This is a genomic window from Shewanella sp. Iso12, from assembly GCF_012030025.1.
GTDB classification, from domain to species: Bacteria; Pseudomonadota; Gammaproteobacteria; order Enterobacterales; family Shewanellaceae; genus Shewanella; species Shewanella algae.
Map to the genome: position 1 here is coordinate 1 of NZ_JAAUHW010000004.1, position 17,108 is coordinate 17,108.

Genomic DNA, 17,108 nt, shown 5'->3' on the forward strand with positions numbered 1-17,108 from the left:
ACCTAACCACAGCTAAGCTTTTGCCCGTTTAAGTTGTGGTTAAGGCGCGATGCTTGTGCCAGTAATGCATTAAAAATCCGAGCAATAATCCCCAGAAGGCGCTGCAGATCCCCAATACACTCACGCCAGATGCGGTGACGAGAAACGTAATTACCACCACTTCATGTTCGTCGTTATCCGCGAGCGCTGCGGTTAGACTGTTACCTATGGTGCCAAGCAACGCCAATCCTGCAATCGCGAGCACCAATTCCTTCGGAAATGCGGCGAATAGCCCAACTACTGTTGCGCCGAGTAGACCTGTTATCAAATAAAATACTCCGCTCCACACCGCCGCCCAGTAACGGCTTGCGGGGTTAGGGTCTGCCTCTTTACCCATGCAAATCGCTGCCGTAATGGCCGAGAGATTAAAGGCAAAGCCGCCAAAGGGGGCAAACAGTACGCCCATCAGACCCGTCACGGTAATTAGTGGCGAGATAGGCGGGCGATAACCATGGCCGTGAAGCGCTGCTACCCCTGGCATATTTTGTGAGGCCATAGTCACTACAAATAAGGGCAGCGCCACACCCACCACGTTGGTTATAGAAAACGCTGGCGCTATCCATACAGGGGCGGCGAATTGCAGCTCAAGCTTATCGAGTTTCAGTAGATCCAATTGATAACTCATCCCTATCCCCGCGACAAGGGTAAGCAACATAATGTAGCGCGGCGCCCAGGGCTTAAGCACAACAAACACCAATAACATCAATAGGATTAAACTCAGTTGAGTCTGCATGGCTTGAAACAGCCCTAAGCCAAACTGCAGTAAAATCCCCGCTAACATGGCCGCCGCCACCGAAGACGGCATAATACGAATAAGCTTGTCCATCCATCCAGCCAAGCCGCAAAGCGTGATCAGTAACGAACTCACCAGGAAGGCACCAACGGCTTCGTGGATACTTAATCCCGCAAGGCTGGTGACCATCAGCGCCGCCCCTGGGGTCGACCATGCCGTAAGCACCGGATTTTTATAGTAGAGAGACAGGCCAATACTGGTGAGCCCCATGCCGACACCCAAGGCCCACAGCCATGAACTCATTTGTGCCGATGTCGCGCCCACGGCATCCGCCGCCTGCAGGATAATCACCGCCGAACTGCTGTAGCCCACCAGCACGGCAATAAAGCCCGCCGATATTTTTGATAGTCCTAAAGCCTCGCGCCACATCATCCTTACTCCTCTACCTACCTTAGCCTTGATCGTCGAACCATTTTTTGTGCGCTATAACGCACGAGATAGACAAGATAGCACCTGTGCGTTATAACGTACAAATAATTTTTTAAGCGTCAGAACCTAATGCAGACCATCAATAGCTATCTTGCCGCGACCCTAAAGCAACTGCGCAGCCAAAAGGGTTGGAGTTTAGATAAAGCGGCACTCGAGACAGGCGTAAGCAAGGCCATGATAGGCCAGATTGAGCGCGGCGAATCTAGCCCCACTATTGCTACTCTGTGGAAAATCGCCAGCGGTTTTAATACCTCCCTCTCGACCTTTCTGGAGCCAATGCCCGAGAGCCAAGGCGCCGTCTTTCGTAACGCCGATGCATTACGCCAAAAGCCTGCAACCGATGGCATGTTAGTGGCGTCGCTATTTCCCTTTGAGCCTCGCTTTGGTTTTGAAATGTTTGAACTTACCCTATTGCCGCACTATGAGCGTCTCTCCGAGCCCCATGAGGCGGGTGTGACCGAGCATGTGATCGTGTTGAGCGGCACTATGGAAGTGTTAGTCGATGGTCAGTGGCAGCCATTACAGCAGGGTGAGGCCGTGCGCTTTGCCGCAGATAAACCCCATGGTTACCGCAACTTAAGAGATCAACCCGCAGTGTTTCATGATCTTATCCACTACCACAGGGAAGCGCCTGCCACTGAGTAACGCCGACAAGCCAAACACCCAACAAAAATAATTGAGACACCCAGTATTAGCTCTCCCAGTATTAGCTGCTAGTGGTTGTCCGGAGAGTCAAGTATGACGATAAAAGCTGTAGGCAAATCCATGGCGCTGGCTTTGAAGGCACAGGGCTTCAAGCCGGTTCAGGAATGTGAAGCAAAGATCCCCGGGTGCGTCGCGCTTTTGAAAAGGCAAACCTGGGCCAGCAATAGAGCCGTAGCTATGGTTTGTCTGGCTGCGTTTCCTTCAGATATGGATACTTACATCAGCCAGTTAAGGAACAGAGTCGCGTTTAAGGTGGGATTCTTGCCGCTAGTTTGGGGCTTGTATCTTCAGGTTATTATCTTTTGCCCCAAAATCAGTGAAGAAGCACTCTCCCCGGCAGATTATGTAGCCAAATTGGATAATCAATGGGCCATAGTGCAAAGCGTTTTCTTGGTCGATACAGTCAATAAGGTTTTCAAAGAGGGCAGAACCTGGGGCCAGTTTTTGAGCTCCAGCTATCAGGATGCGATTTCAAGCGAGCTACAGGCCTTTTATACAAAGAGTGATAGATAATTTATGGTTGGAAAATGATCCCTAACTTGGATATTGCCGGCGATTGGCGAGCTTACCTCGAGGCCAGGGCGAGCGGAATTAAGTCTTTATGGAAAAAAGAGTTGGCAGCCGTGCTTGAGCGCATAGACGCGCTCGAGGGTGAGACGCTGGCATCTTACCTTGAGTCGCTATGTGAGTTGGCTCTCTGCCGTTCACAGCCGGATAGGAACGCCCCGCAGGCCGCGAGCGAGGAGGTTAGCCAACTTGAGCTGGACAGTCCTTCACTGGCACTGCCCTTGGCCCACCCCGGATTACTGCCAAAGTTGCAGGCGTTTTGGCTGGCACGTTTTGATGAGCCCAGAGTAAAACTTTGGCTCTACTGTGCTTATGGGCTGCAGGATACTTATATCAAAATGCGGCCGCTACTGGGTGCCGCAGAAGGCATTGATAATCCGTCTCCCGAGATTTTGCTGCAGCAAATACTGGCCGATAGCGGGGTTACAGACTTCCTGCGCCAGCAAGCAGCATTGCATTTGGCCCGCAGTCTGTTGGACAGCCTGGATTTTGCGTTGCATGAAGTGCCGTATTGTTTGTGTATTCGGGCCGATATCTGTTGGCAGATGCTGGATGAGCTTGATGAGTTGGCCACTATTTTACCGGTTGTGCCGTTATCCCGCTTTAATTTGAGTGGTGAGGCTTATCGCCGGGCATTGACGCTGTGGTGTAACTATTGTGATTACACGGAAGAGCAAGGTGCGCGTGGGCACGAGCCGCTTGAGTATGATGACTGGTGTGCCAAACTGGCAGAAGAGCACGATTGAAAGCGTTTGAGTTGACGCTCAGGAGGGCGAAGTATTGATACGCTCCCGGGCAAAACGCTTGATTGTAGGCATGGGGATTTAGCGCGCACAGATACACGGCATGATATAAAATGGCGTGCAAATTTTATTGCAAACTAAAGGAGCGCGAGTGCAGCAGAATCAAAATGAGCAGGCATCAGACCTGGCACAAATCTGGGTCGATGCCGATGCCTGCCCGGTAGTTATCCGCGAAATGTTGGTGCGGGCGGCGGCGCGTACCGGCATCAATGTCACTTTTGTCGCCAATCAGGCGCTCAGGATAACAGGTGCTGCCAGTGTCAAAACCTTACAAGTTCCCAAGGGGTTTGATGTGGCCGATAACGAAATCGTGCGCCTGTGTCAGGCCGGCGATTTGGTGATCAGCAATGATATTCCGCTGGCGGCCGAGGTGATAGACAAGGGCGCCAAGGCGCTCAATAGCCGCGGCGAGCTGCTGAATCGCGACAATGTGCGTGCCCGCCTCAATATGCGGGATTTTCTCGATACCCTGCGTGCCAGCGGCATAGATACCGGTGGCAGTCCCAAGTTGAGCCAGGCAGATAGACAGGCCTTTGCCAATGAGCTGGATAAATATCTGCTGCACTGGCAGCGCGCTAAGACGCGTCAGGGGTAAGCCTGCCAAGCCTAGATTTGAAATCACAGAGATTCGAAATCACAGAGACTCGAAAGCTCAGAGACTTGAAATTTTAGCAGCTATGCAGGATTCAGAGCCTACGCAGAATTCAGTTCCTATTTAAGATCTGGCTGCAGCTCAAGACCTGTCACCCATTAAAGACTTAACGCTCCATTCAAGACAGGGCATCCATTCAAGACTTGCCCAGATCCGGCGCCTCCGGCAGCGCCTGCTGCAGAAAGTCCAGCAATAGGCTGACCTTGGGCGACAGATGGCGGTTCTGTGGGTATAAGGCCCAAATACCCTCCGGCGCCGCCTGGTAAGCCTCGAGCACTGATACCAGGGCACCGCTGGCGAGATCCTCACCGACATAATAATCGGGCAGTTGCACCAGCCCGAGCCCTTTGCGGGCAGCATCCAATAACCCAGGGCCAGAATTACACACCAAGCGGCCACTCAAACGCCATTGACGTTCCTGGCCCTGCTCGATAAAACGCCAGTAAGGGTGGTTACCCAGTAAACATTGATGCCGATGCAGCTCGCCCAGAGTGTGGGGCACGCCGTGGTTGGCCAGATACTCCGGGCTGGCACAGACATAATTGCGGCGACTGCCAAGACGCCGCGCCATCAAGCTGGAGTCCGCCAGCTTACCCAGCCGAATCGCCAAATCATAACCGCCATCAATCAGATCCAGCGTCTTGTTGTTGAGATCAAGTTGCAGATCAAGCTTGGGGTGCAGGCAGAGAAAGTCATTCAGCAGCGGCAGAATAAACTGTTCGCCGTAAGTGACCGGCGCCGTCACCCGCAGCAAGCCCTGCGGGGTTTGTTTCAAACTTCCAAGGGCGCGCTCGGCTTCTTCTATGCCATCTTGCAGCAAGCGGCAGTGGCGATAATAAAGCTGGCCCTCTTCACTGAGCGACACCTTACGGGTAGTGCGATAGAAGAGTTTGCTTGCCAGGCGTTTCTCCAGCGCGGCGATTTGGCGGCTTATCTGCGCCACAGACAAGTTGAGCCGCTCGGCGGCGCGGGTAAAGCTCTGGCTCTCGGCCACGGCGATAAATTCGCTGATCCCTTCCCAGTGGTTCATTATTACTTCTCAGTAAAAGTGATTTGTATATTTGGCTGATTATCTTTTATTTGGGAATAAATACAATGTTGGCATCCGGTTTATGAGCCAAGAGGTTCGTTACCGAATCAATCACAACAGAAGGAAGCGACAATGACAGACAAATTTATCAAGTCCCGAGCCGCCGTAGCCTGGGCTGCCGGCGAGCCGTTGAAGATGGAAGAGGTGGATGTGATGTTGCCCAAGGCCGGTGAGGTATTGGTGCGCATTGTTGCCAGTGGTGTGTGTCATACCGATGCCTTTACTTTGAGCGGCGACGACCCAGAAGGCGTGTTTCCGGCCATTCTCGGCCATGAGGGCGGCGGTATAGTGGAGATGGTCGGCGAAGGCGTCACCAGTGTGGCGGTGGGCGATCATGTTATTCCTCTTTACACGCCTGAATGCGGTGAGTGTAAGTTCTGCCGCTCCGGCAAGACTAACCTGTGTCAGAAGATCCGTGAGACCCAGGGCAAGGGCCTGATGCCGGATGGTACCACCCGCTTCTTCAAAGACGGCAAGCCGATTTTCCACTACATGGGCTGCTCGACTTTCTCTGAATATACGGTATTGCCTGAGATCTCCCTGGCCAAAGTCAACAAGTCGGCACCGCTGGAAGAGATCTGCCTTCTGGGCTGCGGTGTCACTACCGGCATGGGCGCTGTAATGAACACTGCCAAGGTGGAAGAGGGCGCCACCGTGGCCATCTTCGGGCTCGGCGGCATAGGGTTGTCGGCGGTGATTGGCGCTGTGATGGCCAAGGCCGGTCGCATCATAGGCATAGATGTCAATGAATCCAAGTTTGAACTGGCAAAGAAGCTGGGGGCAACCGAGTGCATCAACCCCAAGGACTATGACAAGCCTATTCAACAGGTGATTGTGGATTTGACCGACGGCGGCGTCGATTATTCGTTCGAGTGTATCGGCAATGTGGATGTGATGCGCTCGGCGCTCGAGTGTTGCCACAAGGGCTGGGGCGAATCGGTGATCATCGGGGTTGCCGGTGCCGGACAGGAGATCTCCACCAGACCTTTCCAACTGGTGACCGGCCGGGTGTGGAAAGGCTCGGCTTTCGGTGGTGTCAAAGGACGCTCACAATTGCCTGGCATAGTGGAAGATTATCTGGCCGGTAAATTCAAGCTGGATGACTTTATCACCCACACCATGGGGCTTGAAGATATCAATGAAGCCTTCGAGCTGATGCATGAAGGCAAGAGCATTCGCAGCGTGATCCACTTCTGAGGACCTTCTGATGGAAAATATCAGTAACAACAGGTCGTTTGGAGGCTGGCACAAGCAGTATCGTCATCACTCCAGCAGTCTGAACTGCGAGATGCGTTTCGCCATCTATCTGCCGGAGCAGGCCAATAGCCAAAAGGTACCTGTGTTGTATTGGCTCTCCGGGTTGACCTGTACGGATGAAAACTTTATGCAAAAGGCCGGGGCCCAGCGCCTCGCGTCTCAGCTGGGGCTGGCCATTGTTTGCCCGGATACCAGTCCGCGCGGAGAAGGCGTGGCCGATGCCGATGATGCCGCCTACGATCTGGGGTTGGGGGCCGGTTTTTATGTCAATGCTACCCAAGCCCCCTGGAGCAGCCACTATCGTATGTATGACTATGTGGTAGATGAGTTGCCGGCATTGATAGAACAGCACTTTCCGGTATCGGATAAGCGCGCCATTGCCGGTCACTCCATGGGCGGCCACGGTGCGCTGATGATAGCCCTTAAAAATCCGGGCCGTTATCTCAGCGCCAGTGCCTTTGCCCCCATCAGTCATCCTAGCCAGTGCCCTTGGGGCCAGAAGGCGTTTGCTGCCTATCTTGGCAGCGACAGGGAGGCTTGGAAGGCTTATGACACGGTAGAGCTGATAAAAAGTGGTGCCAAAGGGCTACCGATGCGGGTTGATCAGGGCGAGAGTGATCTGTTTCTGGCCGAGCAGTTACTGCCACAGGCCTTGCAGGCCGCAGCCACTGATGCTGGAATTGCGCTGAGTTTTCACAGCCACCCCGGCTATGATCACAGCTACTATTTTATCGCCTCATTTATCGACGAGCAGCTTAAGTTTCATGCCGGCCATCTGGGCTTGTAAACGCTGAGCCTCTCAAATGCAGCGCCGCCGAGGGTTTGCCCCGGCGGCGCTTTTTTATGCGTTATAGCGGCCATTGCCCGGTATCCGCTTGTTGAGTACTTTCTTGTTTACCCCACTTTTGTCTGGGGGGGATTAACGAGCGTAGGGATTAATGGGAGGGAGCATGAAAATAGGCAGATGGCAGACACCCTTCGAGCAGGGGGATCTTTTTATCACCGGGCTCTTCTGGGGCGGTGATTTCATGTTGCAGCTTCCCGGCGGCAAACGCTATCAAATCAAAAATACGCCCCATCCCGGAGTCGATCTCAGCCTGGAGCTGTTTCATTTACCGAGTGAAGGGCGCTATCGGCTGCATTACCACTCGGTCACTGCGTTTCGTATGTTGGATGAACATGGATTGCTGGAGCTTTGGCAGGCGCTGAGCGAGCTTGGGGACGAACAGGGTTACAACAGCCGCCTGATTAAAGATCACGCCTGGTCGCAGGAAAGCCCAATCAGTTTCTTCCATGGACACAGCGAAGGCTGGTCACATCTTATCTGCACCGGCGATGAGTGTGTCGAAGTGTTGTGCCCGAGTGCGCCGGAAATCATCTATCTTGGCAAGTGTGCCGCCATGGAGGACTGAAAAATCGTTGGGAAGCGGTGAGATCAGTTGATCTCGACCTTTTCCATCCCCAGTTGTTGCAGCGCTATCACGGCCTGGGTGCGGTTGCGAACCCCCAACTTACGGAAGATAGCGGTGGCGTGGGCCTTGATGGTCGCCTCGGATACGCCCAGGTCGTAGGCTATCTGCTTGTTGAGCAGGCCTTCGGCAAACATCTGCAACACCTTGTATTGCTGCGGCGTCAGCTCAGAGAGCTTGCCGGCGACCTTGTCGGTTTCATCCTCTTCATTGATTTCAACCAACTCTATGCCTTGAGGCAGCCAGATATCGCCGAACATTACTGCGGTGATTGCTTCGACAAAGGTTTCCATCGAAGCCGATTTGGGAATAAAACCGGCGCCGCCATAGTGCAGGGCACGACTGATGGTGGCGGCATCTTCGTGGGCTGAAATCACTATCACCGGCAGTTCGGGGAAGTGGGCGCGCAGATGGATAAGGGTGGAGTAGCCATGGGAACCCGGCATCTGCAGATCCAGTAGTACCAGATCATATCCCTGATGAGTTTGCTCAAGCAGTTTTTGCAGCGCATCGGCACTGTCGGCCTCAAACCAGCGGGTATTGGATAAACCGCTGTTAAGCGCCTGGCGCAGGGCATTGCGAAATAAAGGGTGATCATCGGCGATGATAATATTTAAGTTTTCTGGCTTCATGGCTTGTTATGATTATGGCTCTGCACGCTGAAGAAGGGTCAATGTAACAGAAAAGTGACAAATAATCCTATGGCTTTATCAGGGTTTAAGTGACTTTTTGTTACTGTCGCTTTTAGACTTTAGTCGAGAACGACGGCCAATAAAAGCCTTTTCAGCGGTAAAGACTGTTGCAGAATGAAACCTAAAAAGCCTGTAGCCAGATACAGGCCAGGATGATGCGAATAAGCGACCAGGGCCTAGTTGGCCAGATCATCACTCCAGATCTGGGTCGGCTTTCTGTCTTCATCGACAGCCACGAAGGTGAAGACACCGCGGATAGCGTGCTCGCGCTTATCCTGATACATATCTTCTACAAAAATGTTCACTTCGACTTTCATCGAGGTGTTGCCCACATGGATCACCCGGGCGATCAATTCTGCCAGGCTACCGGCGGGGATCGGTTTTTTGAAATCGATTCTGTCAGAGCTGACGGTGACCAGTGTCTTGCGACAAAAGCGGGTGGCGGCGATAAAGGCGGTTTCATCCATCCAGGCGAGGGCTTCACCGCCAAACAGTGTGTTGTGATGATTGGTAATGGACGGGAAAACCGCCTTGATCACCCGAGCCTCGGCTTGTTCAATTCGGCGTGCTACGGCCACTTCATATTGGCTCTGTGTCGTTTCTGGCATACGGCAACCTCAAGGTTATGCTGGAAAATCAGGGGCGGTATTATAGTTCGACCAAAGGCGGATTGACAGCCTGGGCCAGAAAGCCCTGCATGAAAAATATTGGATGTTCAAATGTATCCGGGCATGAAAAAGCCCCGACATCTCCAGCGTGGAGATACCGGGGCGATTCCATTTCAGTGGTCCGTATCTGGGCGACTCATTTGCCCTGCAGGCGGCGTCTTTCCTTGGCAGCAGCGGCCAGATCTCTGAGCAGCTTTTCCGAGTCTTCCCAGTGCAGGCAGGCATCTGTGATGCTTTTGCCGTAAGTGAGTGGCTCACCGGCAACCACTTTCTGATTGCCTTCCACAATAAAACTCTCGGCCATGATACCGGCAATGGCGGTGGAGCCGCTGCGCAGCTGCGTCATGATATCTTCGGCGACTTCCAGCTGCTTCTTGTGCTGCTTCTGGCTGTTACCATGGCTGAAGTCGACCACTATGCCGGAGTGGATCCCAACCGAGTCCATCTGCTCTCTGGCTTTGGTCACATGTTGCTCACTGTAGTTGGGAGTTTTACCGCCGCGCAGAATGATATGCCCGTACGGATTACCATGGGTGCGGTAGACCGCCAGTGAGCCGTCTTTGTCCGGAGAGTAGAAGATATGTGGTTCTCTGGCGGCGCGCACTGCATCGACGGCGATATTGATGTTGCCGTCGGTACCGTTCTTGAAGCCTACCGGGCAGGAGAGTGCCGAGGCCATTTCGCGGTGAATTTGGCTTTCTGTGGTGCGGGCCCCGATGGCGCCCCAAGTGATGAGATCGGCAATATACTGACCATTCACCATATCCAAAAACTCGGTGGCGATAGGCAGTTTCAGCTCGGTGATCTGCTGCAGTAACTTGCGGGCAAGGCGCAGGCCTTTATTGGGGCTGAAGCTGCCGTCCAAGTCAGGATCGGAAATCAGGCCTTTCCAGCCGACTATGGTGCGGGGCTTCTCAAAATAGACCCGCATCAGAATGCAGAGATCGTCTTTGAGTTCATGGTGCAGCTTGGCCAAGCGACCGGCATACTCCAGGGCCGCTTCTGTGTCATGGATGGAGCAGGGTCCTATGATGACCAACAAACGCGGATCGTCACCCTGAATAATGGCTTCGACTTCGCGGCGTTGTTCAACCAGGTAGTCTGCGGCTTCCTGAGTCAATGGATACTCAGATGCGAGTTGGGCAGGTGAGATCACTTTACATAAGAGAGAGGTGCGTAATTCGTCTGTTTTAATGGTCATTCATGATACCGGGGGAAATTTCTTGAGCGCTTTGCGCTTATCTTGTGTCGGATTATAACCAATCGAGCCGAGCTGCAAAGTGGCAATTGTCCGATAATTGCCCAAGTGGGCCTTGAAAAAGTGTCAAGTCCCACTTGAGCCATTCAGGGTTCGCACTGTGGTAACAAGTAGTTAGCCAGAAAATACCATTCTGTAACTCAGTTTCAACTCGGGCAGGTTTTGTCTGCCGCCTGGGGGGATTTTCAGAACATATGGCGCTCAAGACCCGTGGCATCGAGGATCTTGGTGGCAATTTCCTCGACCGATTGGTTGGTGGTGTCTATATAAGGGATGCGCTCTTTCTTGAACATCATCTCCACCTCTTTGACTTCGAGGCGGCATTGGCGCAAGGAGGAATAGCGACTGTTCTCCATTCGGCTCTGACGTATCTCATGCAGGCGTACGGGTTCAATGGTCAGCCCAAACAGTTTGGATTTGTTGCGTTTCAGCACCTCGGGCAGCTTGAGGTTGTCCATATCATCCTGAATAAAAGGATAGTTGGCGGCCTTGATACCAAACTGCATCGACAGATAGAGGCTTGATGGCGTCTTGCCGCAGCGGGAAACCCCAAGCAGGATAATGTCGGCCTTGTCCATATGCTTCATGGTCTGGCCGTCGTCGTTTTCCATGGCAAAGTTAATGGCGTCGATACGGGCATCGTAACCTGCGTTGGCCATACCATGGGTGCGATGCAGTGCCGGGCTGGCCGGTACCCCCAATTGTTGCTCCAGTGGCGCGACAAAAGTGTTGAGAAAGTCGTAGTCCAGGCCTTCACTGGAATAAATGATGTCGCGAATTTCCGGTTTGACGATGGAATGAAACACCAGAGGCCGTTCCCCTGTTGTAATAAAACTATCATTAATCTGCTTTTTAACGGCTTCTGCCTTAGCAGTATTTTCCACAAAAGGAATGGTAAGTGAGTCAAATTCCAATGGAAATTGAGAAAGTACTGCGTGACCAAACACTTCGGCCGTGATCGCTGTTCCATCAGAAATGTAGAATACTTTACGTGCCATGCCGACCTCGTGTAGTAATAAAATTACAAATAAAATTATAGATTTACGCTTGTTGCCACGGAGTGTAAAATGCCGCTGCCCTCGTGTGAAGGGGCCACTGAAATAAACTTGCGGAGATAGAACTGTGCAGCAATACGTACTCTGGTATCAGGAATTAGGCATGGGTGACGTCAACAAGGTCGGCGGTAAAAACGCTTCCCTTGGTGAAATGATCAGTAATCTGGCCAATGCCGGTGTTCAAGTACCTGGCGGCTTTGCGACCACATCCCACGCGTTCAATGAGTTTCTTGAGCAAAGTGGAGTAAACCAGAAGATATACGACATTCTTGACACATTGGATGTAGATGATGTCAACGCACTGGCTAAAGTTGGTGCACAGATCAGACAGTGGGTTATCGAAACCCCATTTCAGCCAGAACTCGAACAAGCGATTCGGGAAGCCTACGAAAAATTAGCCTCTGAAACCCAAGACGCCTCATTCGCCGTGCGTTCCTCTGCCACTGCAGAAGATATGCCCGACGCTTCATTTGCCGGTCAGCAAGAAACCTTCCTCAACGTGAAGGGCTTCGAAGCTGTATTGGTTGCCATCAAGCATGTGTTTGCCTCCCTGTTCAATGATCGCGCTATCTCCTATCGTGTGCATCAGGGTTACGACCATCGCGGTGTGGCGCTGTCAGCCGGTGTTCAGCGCATGGTACGTTCCGACAAGGCGGCTTCAGGCGTGATGTTCACCATGGATACCGAGTCCGGTAACAAGGACGTGGTATTTATCACTTCTTCCTTCGGTTTGGGCGAAATGGTAGTACAAGGTGCGGTTAACCCAGACGAGTTCTACGTACACAAGCCAACCCTGACTGCCGGTCACAAGGCCGTTGTTCGTCGTAACATCGGCAGCAAGCTGATCCAGATGGTGTACTCGGATGATGCATCTCACGGCAAGCAGGTGAAAATTGAAGATGTCGCCAAAGAACAGCGCATGACTTTCTCCATCAATGATGAAGAAGTGATGGAGCTGGCCAAGCAGGCGATGATCATTGAAAAGCATTATGGCCGTCCGATGGATATCGAATGGGCCAAAGACGGTAACGACGGTCGTCTCTACATAGTTCAGGCTCGCCCTGAAACCGTACGCTCCCGTGAAGATGTGCAGCTGATTGAGCGTTATCACCTCAAGAGCCGTGGCGAAGTGATCTGTGAGGGTCGCGCCATTGGCCACAAGGTGGGCTCAGGTGTTGCCAAGGTGCTCAAATCTATCGACGAAATGGACAAGATCCAGCCAGGCGATGTACTGGTTACCGATATGACCGACCCTGATTGGGAACCTATCATGAAGCGTGCCAGCGCCATTGTCACCAACCGTGGTGGTCGTACTTGTCACGCTGCCATTATTGCCCGTGAACTGGGCGTGCCTGCGGTAGTGGGTTGTGGTGACGTGACCGACAAAATTCAAAACGGTCAGGAAGTGACGGTATCCTGCGCCGAAGGCGACACAGGTTATATCTATCAAGGCAAGCTGGAGTTTGATGTGATTTCCAGCCGCGTTGATTCCATGCCTGATCTGCCGATGAAGATAATGATGAACGTGGGTAACCCTGACCGCGCCTTCGACTTTGCCCGTCTGCCTAACGAAGGTGTGGGTCTGGCCCGTCTCGAGTTCATCATCAACCGCATGATAGGTATTCACCCCAAGGCTCTGCTGGAATTTGATCAGCAATCCGATGAGCTGAAAGCCGAGATCACCGAGATGATTGCCGGTTATGAATCTCCGGTTGAATACTATGTTGCCCGTCTGGTGGAAGGTATCTCTTCTATCGCTGCAGCATTCCACCCCAAGAAGGCCATCGTGCGTATGTCTGACTTCAAGTCAAACGAATATGCCAACCTGATCGGCGGTGACAAGTACGAGCCAGAGGAAGAGAACCCAATGCTGGGCTTCCGTGGCGCCAGCCGCTATATCTCCGAGTCGTTCCGTGATTGTTTCGCCCTCGAGTGTGAAGCCATCAAGCGGGTTCGTAACGACATGGGGCTGAAGAACGTAGAGATCATGATCCCGTTCGTTCGTACTCTTGAAGAAGGCCGTCAGGTTATCGAACTGCTGAAAGAGCAAGGTCTGGAGCGCGGTAAAGATGGTCTGCGCGTCATCATGATGTGTGAACTGCCATCCAACGCCCTGCTGGCGGATCAGTTCCTGGAGATGTTTGATGGTTTCTCCATCGGCTCCAACGACCTGACTCAGCTGACTCTGGGTCTGGACCGCGACTCGGGCATCATCAGTCACCTGTTCGACGAACGTAACGAAGCCGTTAAGGCGTTGCTGGCGATGGCTATCAAGTCCGCCAAGGCCAAGGGGGCTTACGTGGGTATCTGTGGTCAGGGTCCTTCGGATCACGCCGACTTCGCCGCCTGGTTGGTGGAGCAGGGCATAGACACAGTGTCTCTGAACCCCGACACTGTGATCGACACCTGGTTGTACCTGGCTGAAGCCCACGGCTAAGCTTGAAACAACTCAGTAAGTTATGAAAGAAGCCGCTTTTTAGCGGCTTCTTTTTGTTTATAATGGCCCGATAACAATAATTGAGCCGAGCAATAAGATGTTACCCCTATTATCACACCAACAAACTCTGGAACCCCTGTATCTGGATTATCTGGATGCGCTTGAGCAGCGAGGCTTTCGCGGCGATATCGACAGGCGCTACAGTGCCCGCTTGGCTCAAGCGACGGATAACTCTGTCTATCAGTTCCTGCCGCAGGCGGTGCTCTATCCCAGAGACAGCGCAGATATTGCCATGGCGTTGCAGCTCGCCTGTGAAGAGGCTTTTGCCAAGGTGGTCTTCAGTGCCCGCGGCGGTGGTACAGGAACCAATGGCCAGGCGCTGACCCATGGGATAGTGCTGGACCTCTCGCGCCATATGAACCGGGTGCTGGAAGTTAATCCAGAGGAAGGTTGGGTCAGAGTCGAGGCCGGTGTAGTCAAGGATGCGCTCAATGATGCGTTGCGGCCGCACGGCTTTTTCTTCAGTCCGGATCTTTCCACCTCCAACCGTGCCACTCTGGGCGGCATGATCAATACCGATGCCTCCGGCGCCGGCTCGCTGGTATATGGCAAGACTTCGGATCATGTACTGGAGCTTACCAGTGTGTTGGTGGATGGCAGTGTGCTGCACACGGCTCCGGTGAGCCGCGAGGCACTGGAATCGGGTGAGCAGGTCACTGATAACCCGCTCGGCAACAAGCTGATTACCGAGGTGGCCCGTCGCTGCCGTGAGCAGCGAGAGCTGATTGAACAGCGCTTTCCCAAGCTGAACCGTTTTTTGACCGGTTACGATTTGAAAAATGTCTGGGATCAACAGCTCAGCGAATTCAATCTGTCGCGGATCCTCACGGGCTCTGAGGGAACGCTGGCGGTGGTCACTGAGGCCAAACTGGATATCACCCCCTTGCCGGCCAGCCGCCTTATGGTCAACATCAAGTATGACTCTTTTGAATCGGCACTGCGCCATGCGCCCGACTTGGTGCTCGCCAATGCCACTGTGGTGGAAACCGTCGATTCCAAAGTGCTGAATCTGGCGCGGGAAGACATTATCTGGCACTCGGTATCCGAGCTTATTCAGGAAGTGCCTGGCAAGGTAATCGATGGCCTTAACATGGTGGAGTTTGCCGGAGAACAAGCCCAGGTCGATGAGCGGGCAGAGCGTCTGGCCGCGGCGCTGGATGCACAGATTGCTGCCGGTGAAAAAGGGGTGCTTGGGTATCAGCTCACCCGGGATGCCGGTTCCATCAATAAGATTTATGCCATGCGCAAGAAGGCGGTCGGGCTGCTCGGGGCCACCAAAGGCCGCCGCAAACCGATAGCCTTCGCCGAAGATACCGCCGTACCACCGGAAAAGCTCGCCGACTATATCATGGAGTTCCGAGCCCTGTTGGATAGCCATCAACTGCAATACGGCATGTTCGGCCATGTGGATGCCGGGGTGCTGCACGTGCGTCCGGCGCTGGATATGTGCGATCCCAAGGATGAAGCCTTGCTGCGCACCGTCTCGGATCAAGTGGCAGCACTGACGCAGAAATACGGCGGCCTAATGTGGGGCGAGCACGGTAAAGGCGTGCGTGGTGAGTATGGCCCCCAGGTATTTGGCGAGCAGCTTTGGAGTGAGCTTGAAGAAGTTAAGACGCTGTTCGACCCCCAGAATAAACTCAACCCGGGTAAGCTGGTGGCGCCCAAAGGCCAACAGCTTATCTACAATGTCGACAGTACCAAGCGCGGCAGTTTCGATAGGCAAATACCTGTCAGTGTCCGCGATGCCTTCCCGGATGTGATGAACTGTAACGGCAACGGCCTGTGTTTCAACTACAGCCGCTTTTCGCCCATGTGCCCCTCTTTCAAGGTGACTGGAGACAGGATCCATTCGCCCAAGGGCCGCGCCGGATTAATGCGTGAGTGGCTGCGACTGCTGGAATCTGAAGGCGTTGACGTCAATCTGCTGGCCAAGTCCAAACCCATGGGCTTATTGCAGCGGCTGCAGAACAGCCTCAACGCCAAGAAAGAATACGACTATTCCCACGAGGTGATGGAGTCGCTCAAGGGCTGTCTCGCCTGTAAGGCGTGCTCCGGCCAGTGTCCGGTGAAGGTGGATGTCCCCAAGTTCCGGGCACAGTTTTTCAGTATCTATTACCGCCGTTATCAGCGTCCCGCCAAGGATTATCTGGTGGCCGGTGTCGAGGATTCGGTGCAGCTGATGGCCAAGGCGCCCCGGCTGAGTAACTTTGCGGCGCAGAATCCTCTATCCAAGTGGGTGATTAAGAAGGCTCTGGGGTATGTGGATGCGCCTGCGCTGTCTGTTCCTACGCTGAAACAGCGCCTGGATGCTCACCCCAGCCGTGGTTATGATCTCAACGCCTTGAGCGCTATCCCCGCCGCTGAGCGACAAAACTATGTGTTGGTAGTGCAGGATCCTTTCAACAGCTTCTACGATGCCGAACTGGTTTATCGCTTTATTCGCCTGATCGAAGCGCTTGGACTCAAGCCGGTATTGCTGCCGTTCAAGCCCAACGGTAAACCGGCTCATATCAAGGGGTTTCTGGAGCAGTTTGCCAAGACGGCACAGACCGCCGCCGATTTTCTCAATCAGGTGCATGCCCTTGGCATGCCCATGGTGGGGGTAGATCCGGCCTTGGTGCTGGTTTATCGCGACGAATACCGTGAGGCGCTCGGCGCCAAGCGCGGCCAATTCAATGTCCAGCTAGCCAGCGAGTGGCTCAGTGCCATGCTCGAGCAGTTACCGCAACTGCCTGCAAGCGGGCGCGAGTTCACCTGGTTCAGCCACTGCACTGAATCCAGTGCTCGCCCCGGCACTGCCAAAGAATGGCAAACCATCTTTGCCCGTTTTGGTGCCAAGTTGGGAACCGTGAATCTGGGTTGTTGCGGCATGGCCGGTACCTATGGCCATGAGCTGGAAAACCTGCCACGCTCCAAGGCTCTGTATGAGATGTCCTGGGACGAGGCGATAAAGTCGCTGCCGCAGGAGCAGATACTGGTGTCCGGCTACTCCTGTCGCAGCCAGGTCAAACGCTTTGGTGGCTTTAGGCCCAGGCACCCCATCGAAGCCTTGCTGGAGCTGACTCAAACGCAAGCCTGAGAGCGCCAAGAATAGGGCTCCAAAAGTGTGGAGCCCATGAATAGGGAACCCA

General features: G+C 53.6%; 15 protein-coding genes. 9 read left to right on the forward strand and 6 right to left on the reverse strand.

Features of this window, described 5'->3' with window-relative positions; genetic code table 11:
• Positions 1-28: 28 nt before the first annotated feature.
• A complete protein-coding gene (locus tag HCX89_RS08750) occupies positions 29-1,201 on the reverse strand; it encodes a benzoate/H(+) symporter BenE family transporter (RefSeq protein WP_167716021.1) in 1,173 nt (390 codons plus the stop codon).
• Between the two features lie 129 nt (positions 1,202-1,330).
• Here HCX89_RS08750 and HCX89_RS08755 point away from each other — a divergent pair, with 129 nt between their 5' ends.
• The 4 genes from HCX89_RS08755 (at position 1,331) to HCX89_RS08770 (ending at position 3,931) form a co-directional block, all read left to right on the forward strand.
• Positions 1,331-1,906, forward strand: coding sequence for a helix-turn-helix domain-containing protein (locus tag HCX89_RS08755; RefSeq protein ID WP_025011196.1), 576 nt, complete (start codon positions 1,331-1,333; stop codon positions 1,904-1,906).
• 93 nt (positions 1,907-1,999) lie between these two features.
• Entirely contained in the window at positions 2,000-2,479 is a 480-nt protein-coding gene (locus HCX89_RS08760) for a hypothetical protein (protein WP_167715739.1), read from the forward strand.
• Between the two features lie 14 nt (positions 2,480-2,493).
• Positions 2,494-3,279, forward strand: coding sequence for a hypothetical protein (locus tag HCX89_RS08765; RefSeq protein WP_115390265.1), 786 nt, complete (start codon positions 2,494-2,496; stop codon positions 3,277-3,279).
• A gap of 181 nt (positions 3,280-3,460) precedes the next feature.
• On the forward strand, positions 3,461-3,931 hold the full coding sequence (locus HCX89_RS08770) for a YaiI/YqxD family protein (protein WP_082052784.1): 471 nt from the start codon (positions 3,461-3,463) through the stop codon (positions 3,929-3,931).
• 193 nt (positions 3,932-4,124) lie between these two features.
• Here the strand turns inward: HCX89_RS08770 and HCX89_RS08775 are convergent, their stop codons facing one another.
• Positions 4,125-5,018, reverse strand: a complete 894-nt coding sequence (locus HCX89_RS08775; RefSeq protein WP_028781419.1) for a LysR substrate-binding domain-containing protein — start codon at positions 5,016-5,018, stop codon at positions 4,125-4,127.
• 132 nt (positions 5,019-5,150) lie between these two features.
• Between HCX89_RS08775 and HCX89_RS08780 the strand changes: the two genes are divergently transcribed.
• The 3 genes from HCX89_RS08780 (at position 5,151) to HCX89_RS08790 (ending at position 7,747) form a co-directional block, all read left to right on the forward strand.
• The gene (locus HCX89_RS08780; RefSeq protein ID WP_028781420.1) at positions 5,151-6,275 is read left to right on the forward strand and encodes an S-(hydroxymethyl)glutathione dehydrogenase/class III alcohol dehydrogenase; all 1,125 of its coding nucleotides are present in this window, start codon (positions 5,151-5,153) and stop codon (positions 6,273-6,275) included.
• Between the two features lie 10 nt (positions 6,276-6,285).
• Complete coding sequence (gene fghA / locus HCX89_RS08785; protein WP_062793911.1) at positions 6,286-7,122, forward strand: S-formylglutathione hydrolase; 837 nt, start codon at positions 6,286-6,288, stop codon at positions 7,120-7,122.
• Between the two features lie 163 nt (positions 7,123-7,285).
• Positions 7,286-7,747, forward strand: a complete 462-nt coding sequence (locus tag HCX89_RS08790; RefSeq protein WP_093983114.1) for a hypothetical protein — start codon at positions 7,286-7,288, stop codon at positions 7,745-7,747.
• 23 nt (positions 7,748-7,770) lie between these two features.
• Here the strand turns inward: HCX89_RS08790 and HCX89_RS08795 are convergent, their stop codons facing one another.
• The 4 genes from HCX89_RS08795 to HCX89_RS08810 form a co-directional block, all read right to left on the reverse strand.
• On the reverse strand, positions 7,771-8,436 hold the full coding sequence (locus HCX89_RS08795) for a response regulator transcription factor (protein ID WP_144190664.1): 666 nt from the start codon (positions 8,434-8,436) through the stop codon (positions 7,771-7,773).
• Positions 8,437-8,672: 236 nt separating this feature from the next.
• Complete coding sequence (locus tag HCX89_RS08800) at positions 8,673-9,104, reverse strand: acyl-CoA thioesterase (RefSeq protein ID WP_025011189.1); 432 nt, start codon at positions 9,102-9,104, stop codon at positions 8,673-8,675.
• A 196-nt stretch (positions 9,105-9,300) separates the two neighbouring features.
• Entirely contained in the window at positions 9,301-10,365 is a 1,065-nt protein-coding gene (locus tag HCX89_RS08805) for a 3-deoxy-7-phosphoheptulonate synthase (protein ID WP_144190663.1), read from the reverse strand.
• Between the two features lie 242 nt (positions 10,366-10,607).
• On the reverse strand, positions 10,608-11,420 hold the full coding sequence (locus HCX89_RS08810) for a pyruvate, water dikinase regulatory protein (RefSeq protein WP_028781424.1): 813 nt from the start codon (positions 11,418-11,420) through the stop codon (positions 10,608-10,610).
• A gap of 124 nt (positions 11,421-11,544) precedes the next feature.
• Between HCX89_RS08810 and ppsA the strand changes: the two genes are divergently transcribed.
• Both ppsA and HCX89_RS08820 read left to right on the forward strand, forming a co-directional pair.
• Entirely contained in the window at positions 11,545-13,914 is a 2,370-nt protein-coding gene (gene ppsA, locus HCX89_RS08815) for a phosphoenolpyruvate synthase (RefSeq protein ID WP_101055825.1), read from the forward strand.
• A 97-nt stretch (positions 13,915-14,011) separates the two neighbouring features.
• Positions 14,012-17,056, forward strand: coding sequence for an FAD-binding and (Fe-S)-binding domain-containing protein (locus tag HCX89_RS08820; protein WP_144190662.1), 3,045 nt, complete (start codon positions 14,012-14,014; stop codon positions 17,054-17,056).
• The last annotated feature ends 52 nt before the right edge of the window (positions 17,057-17,108 follow it).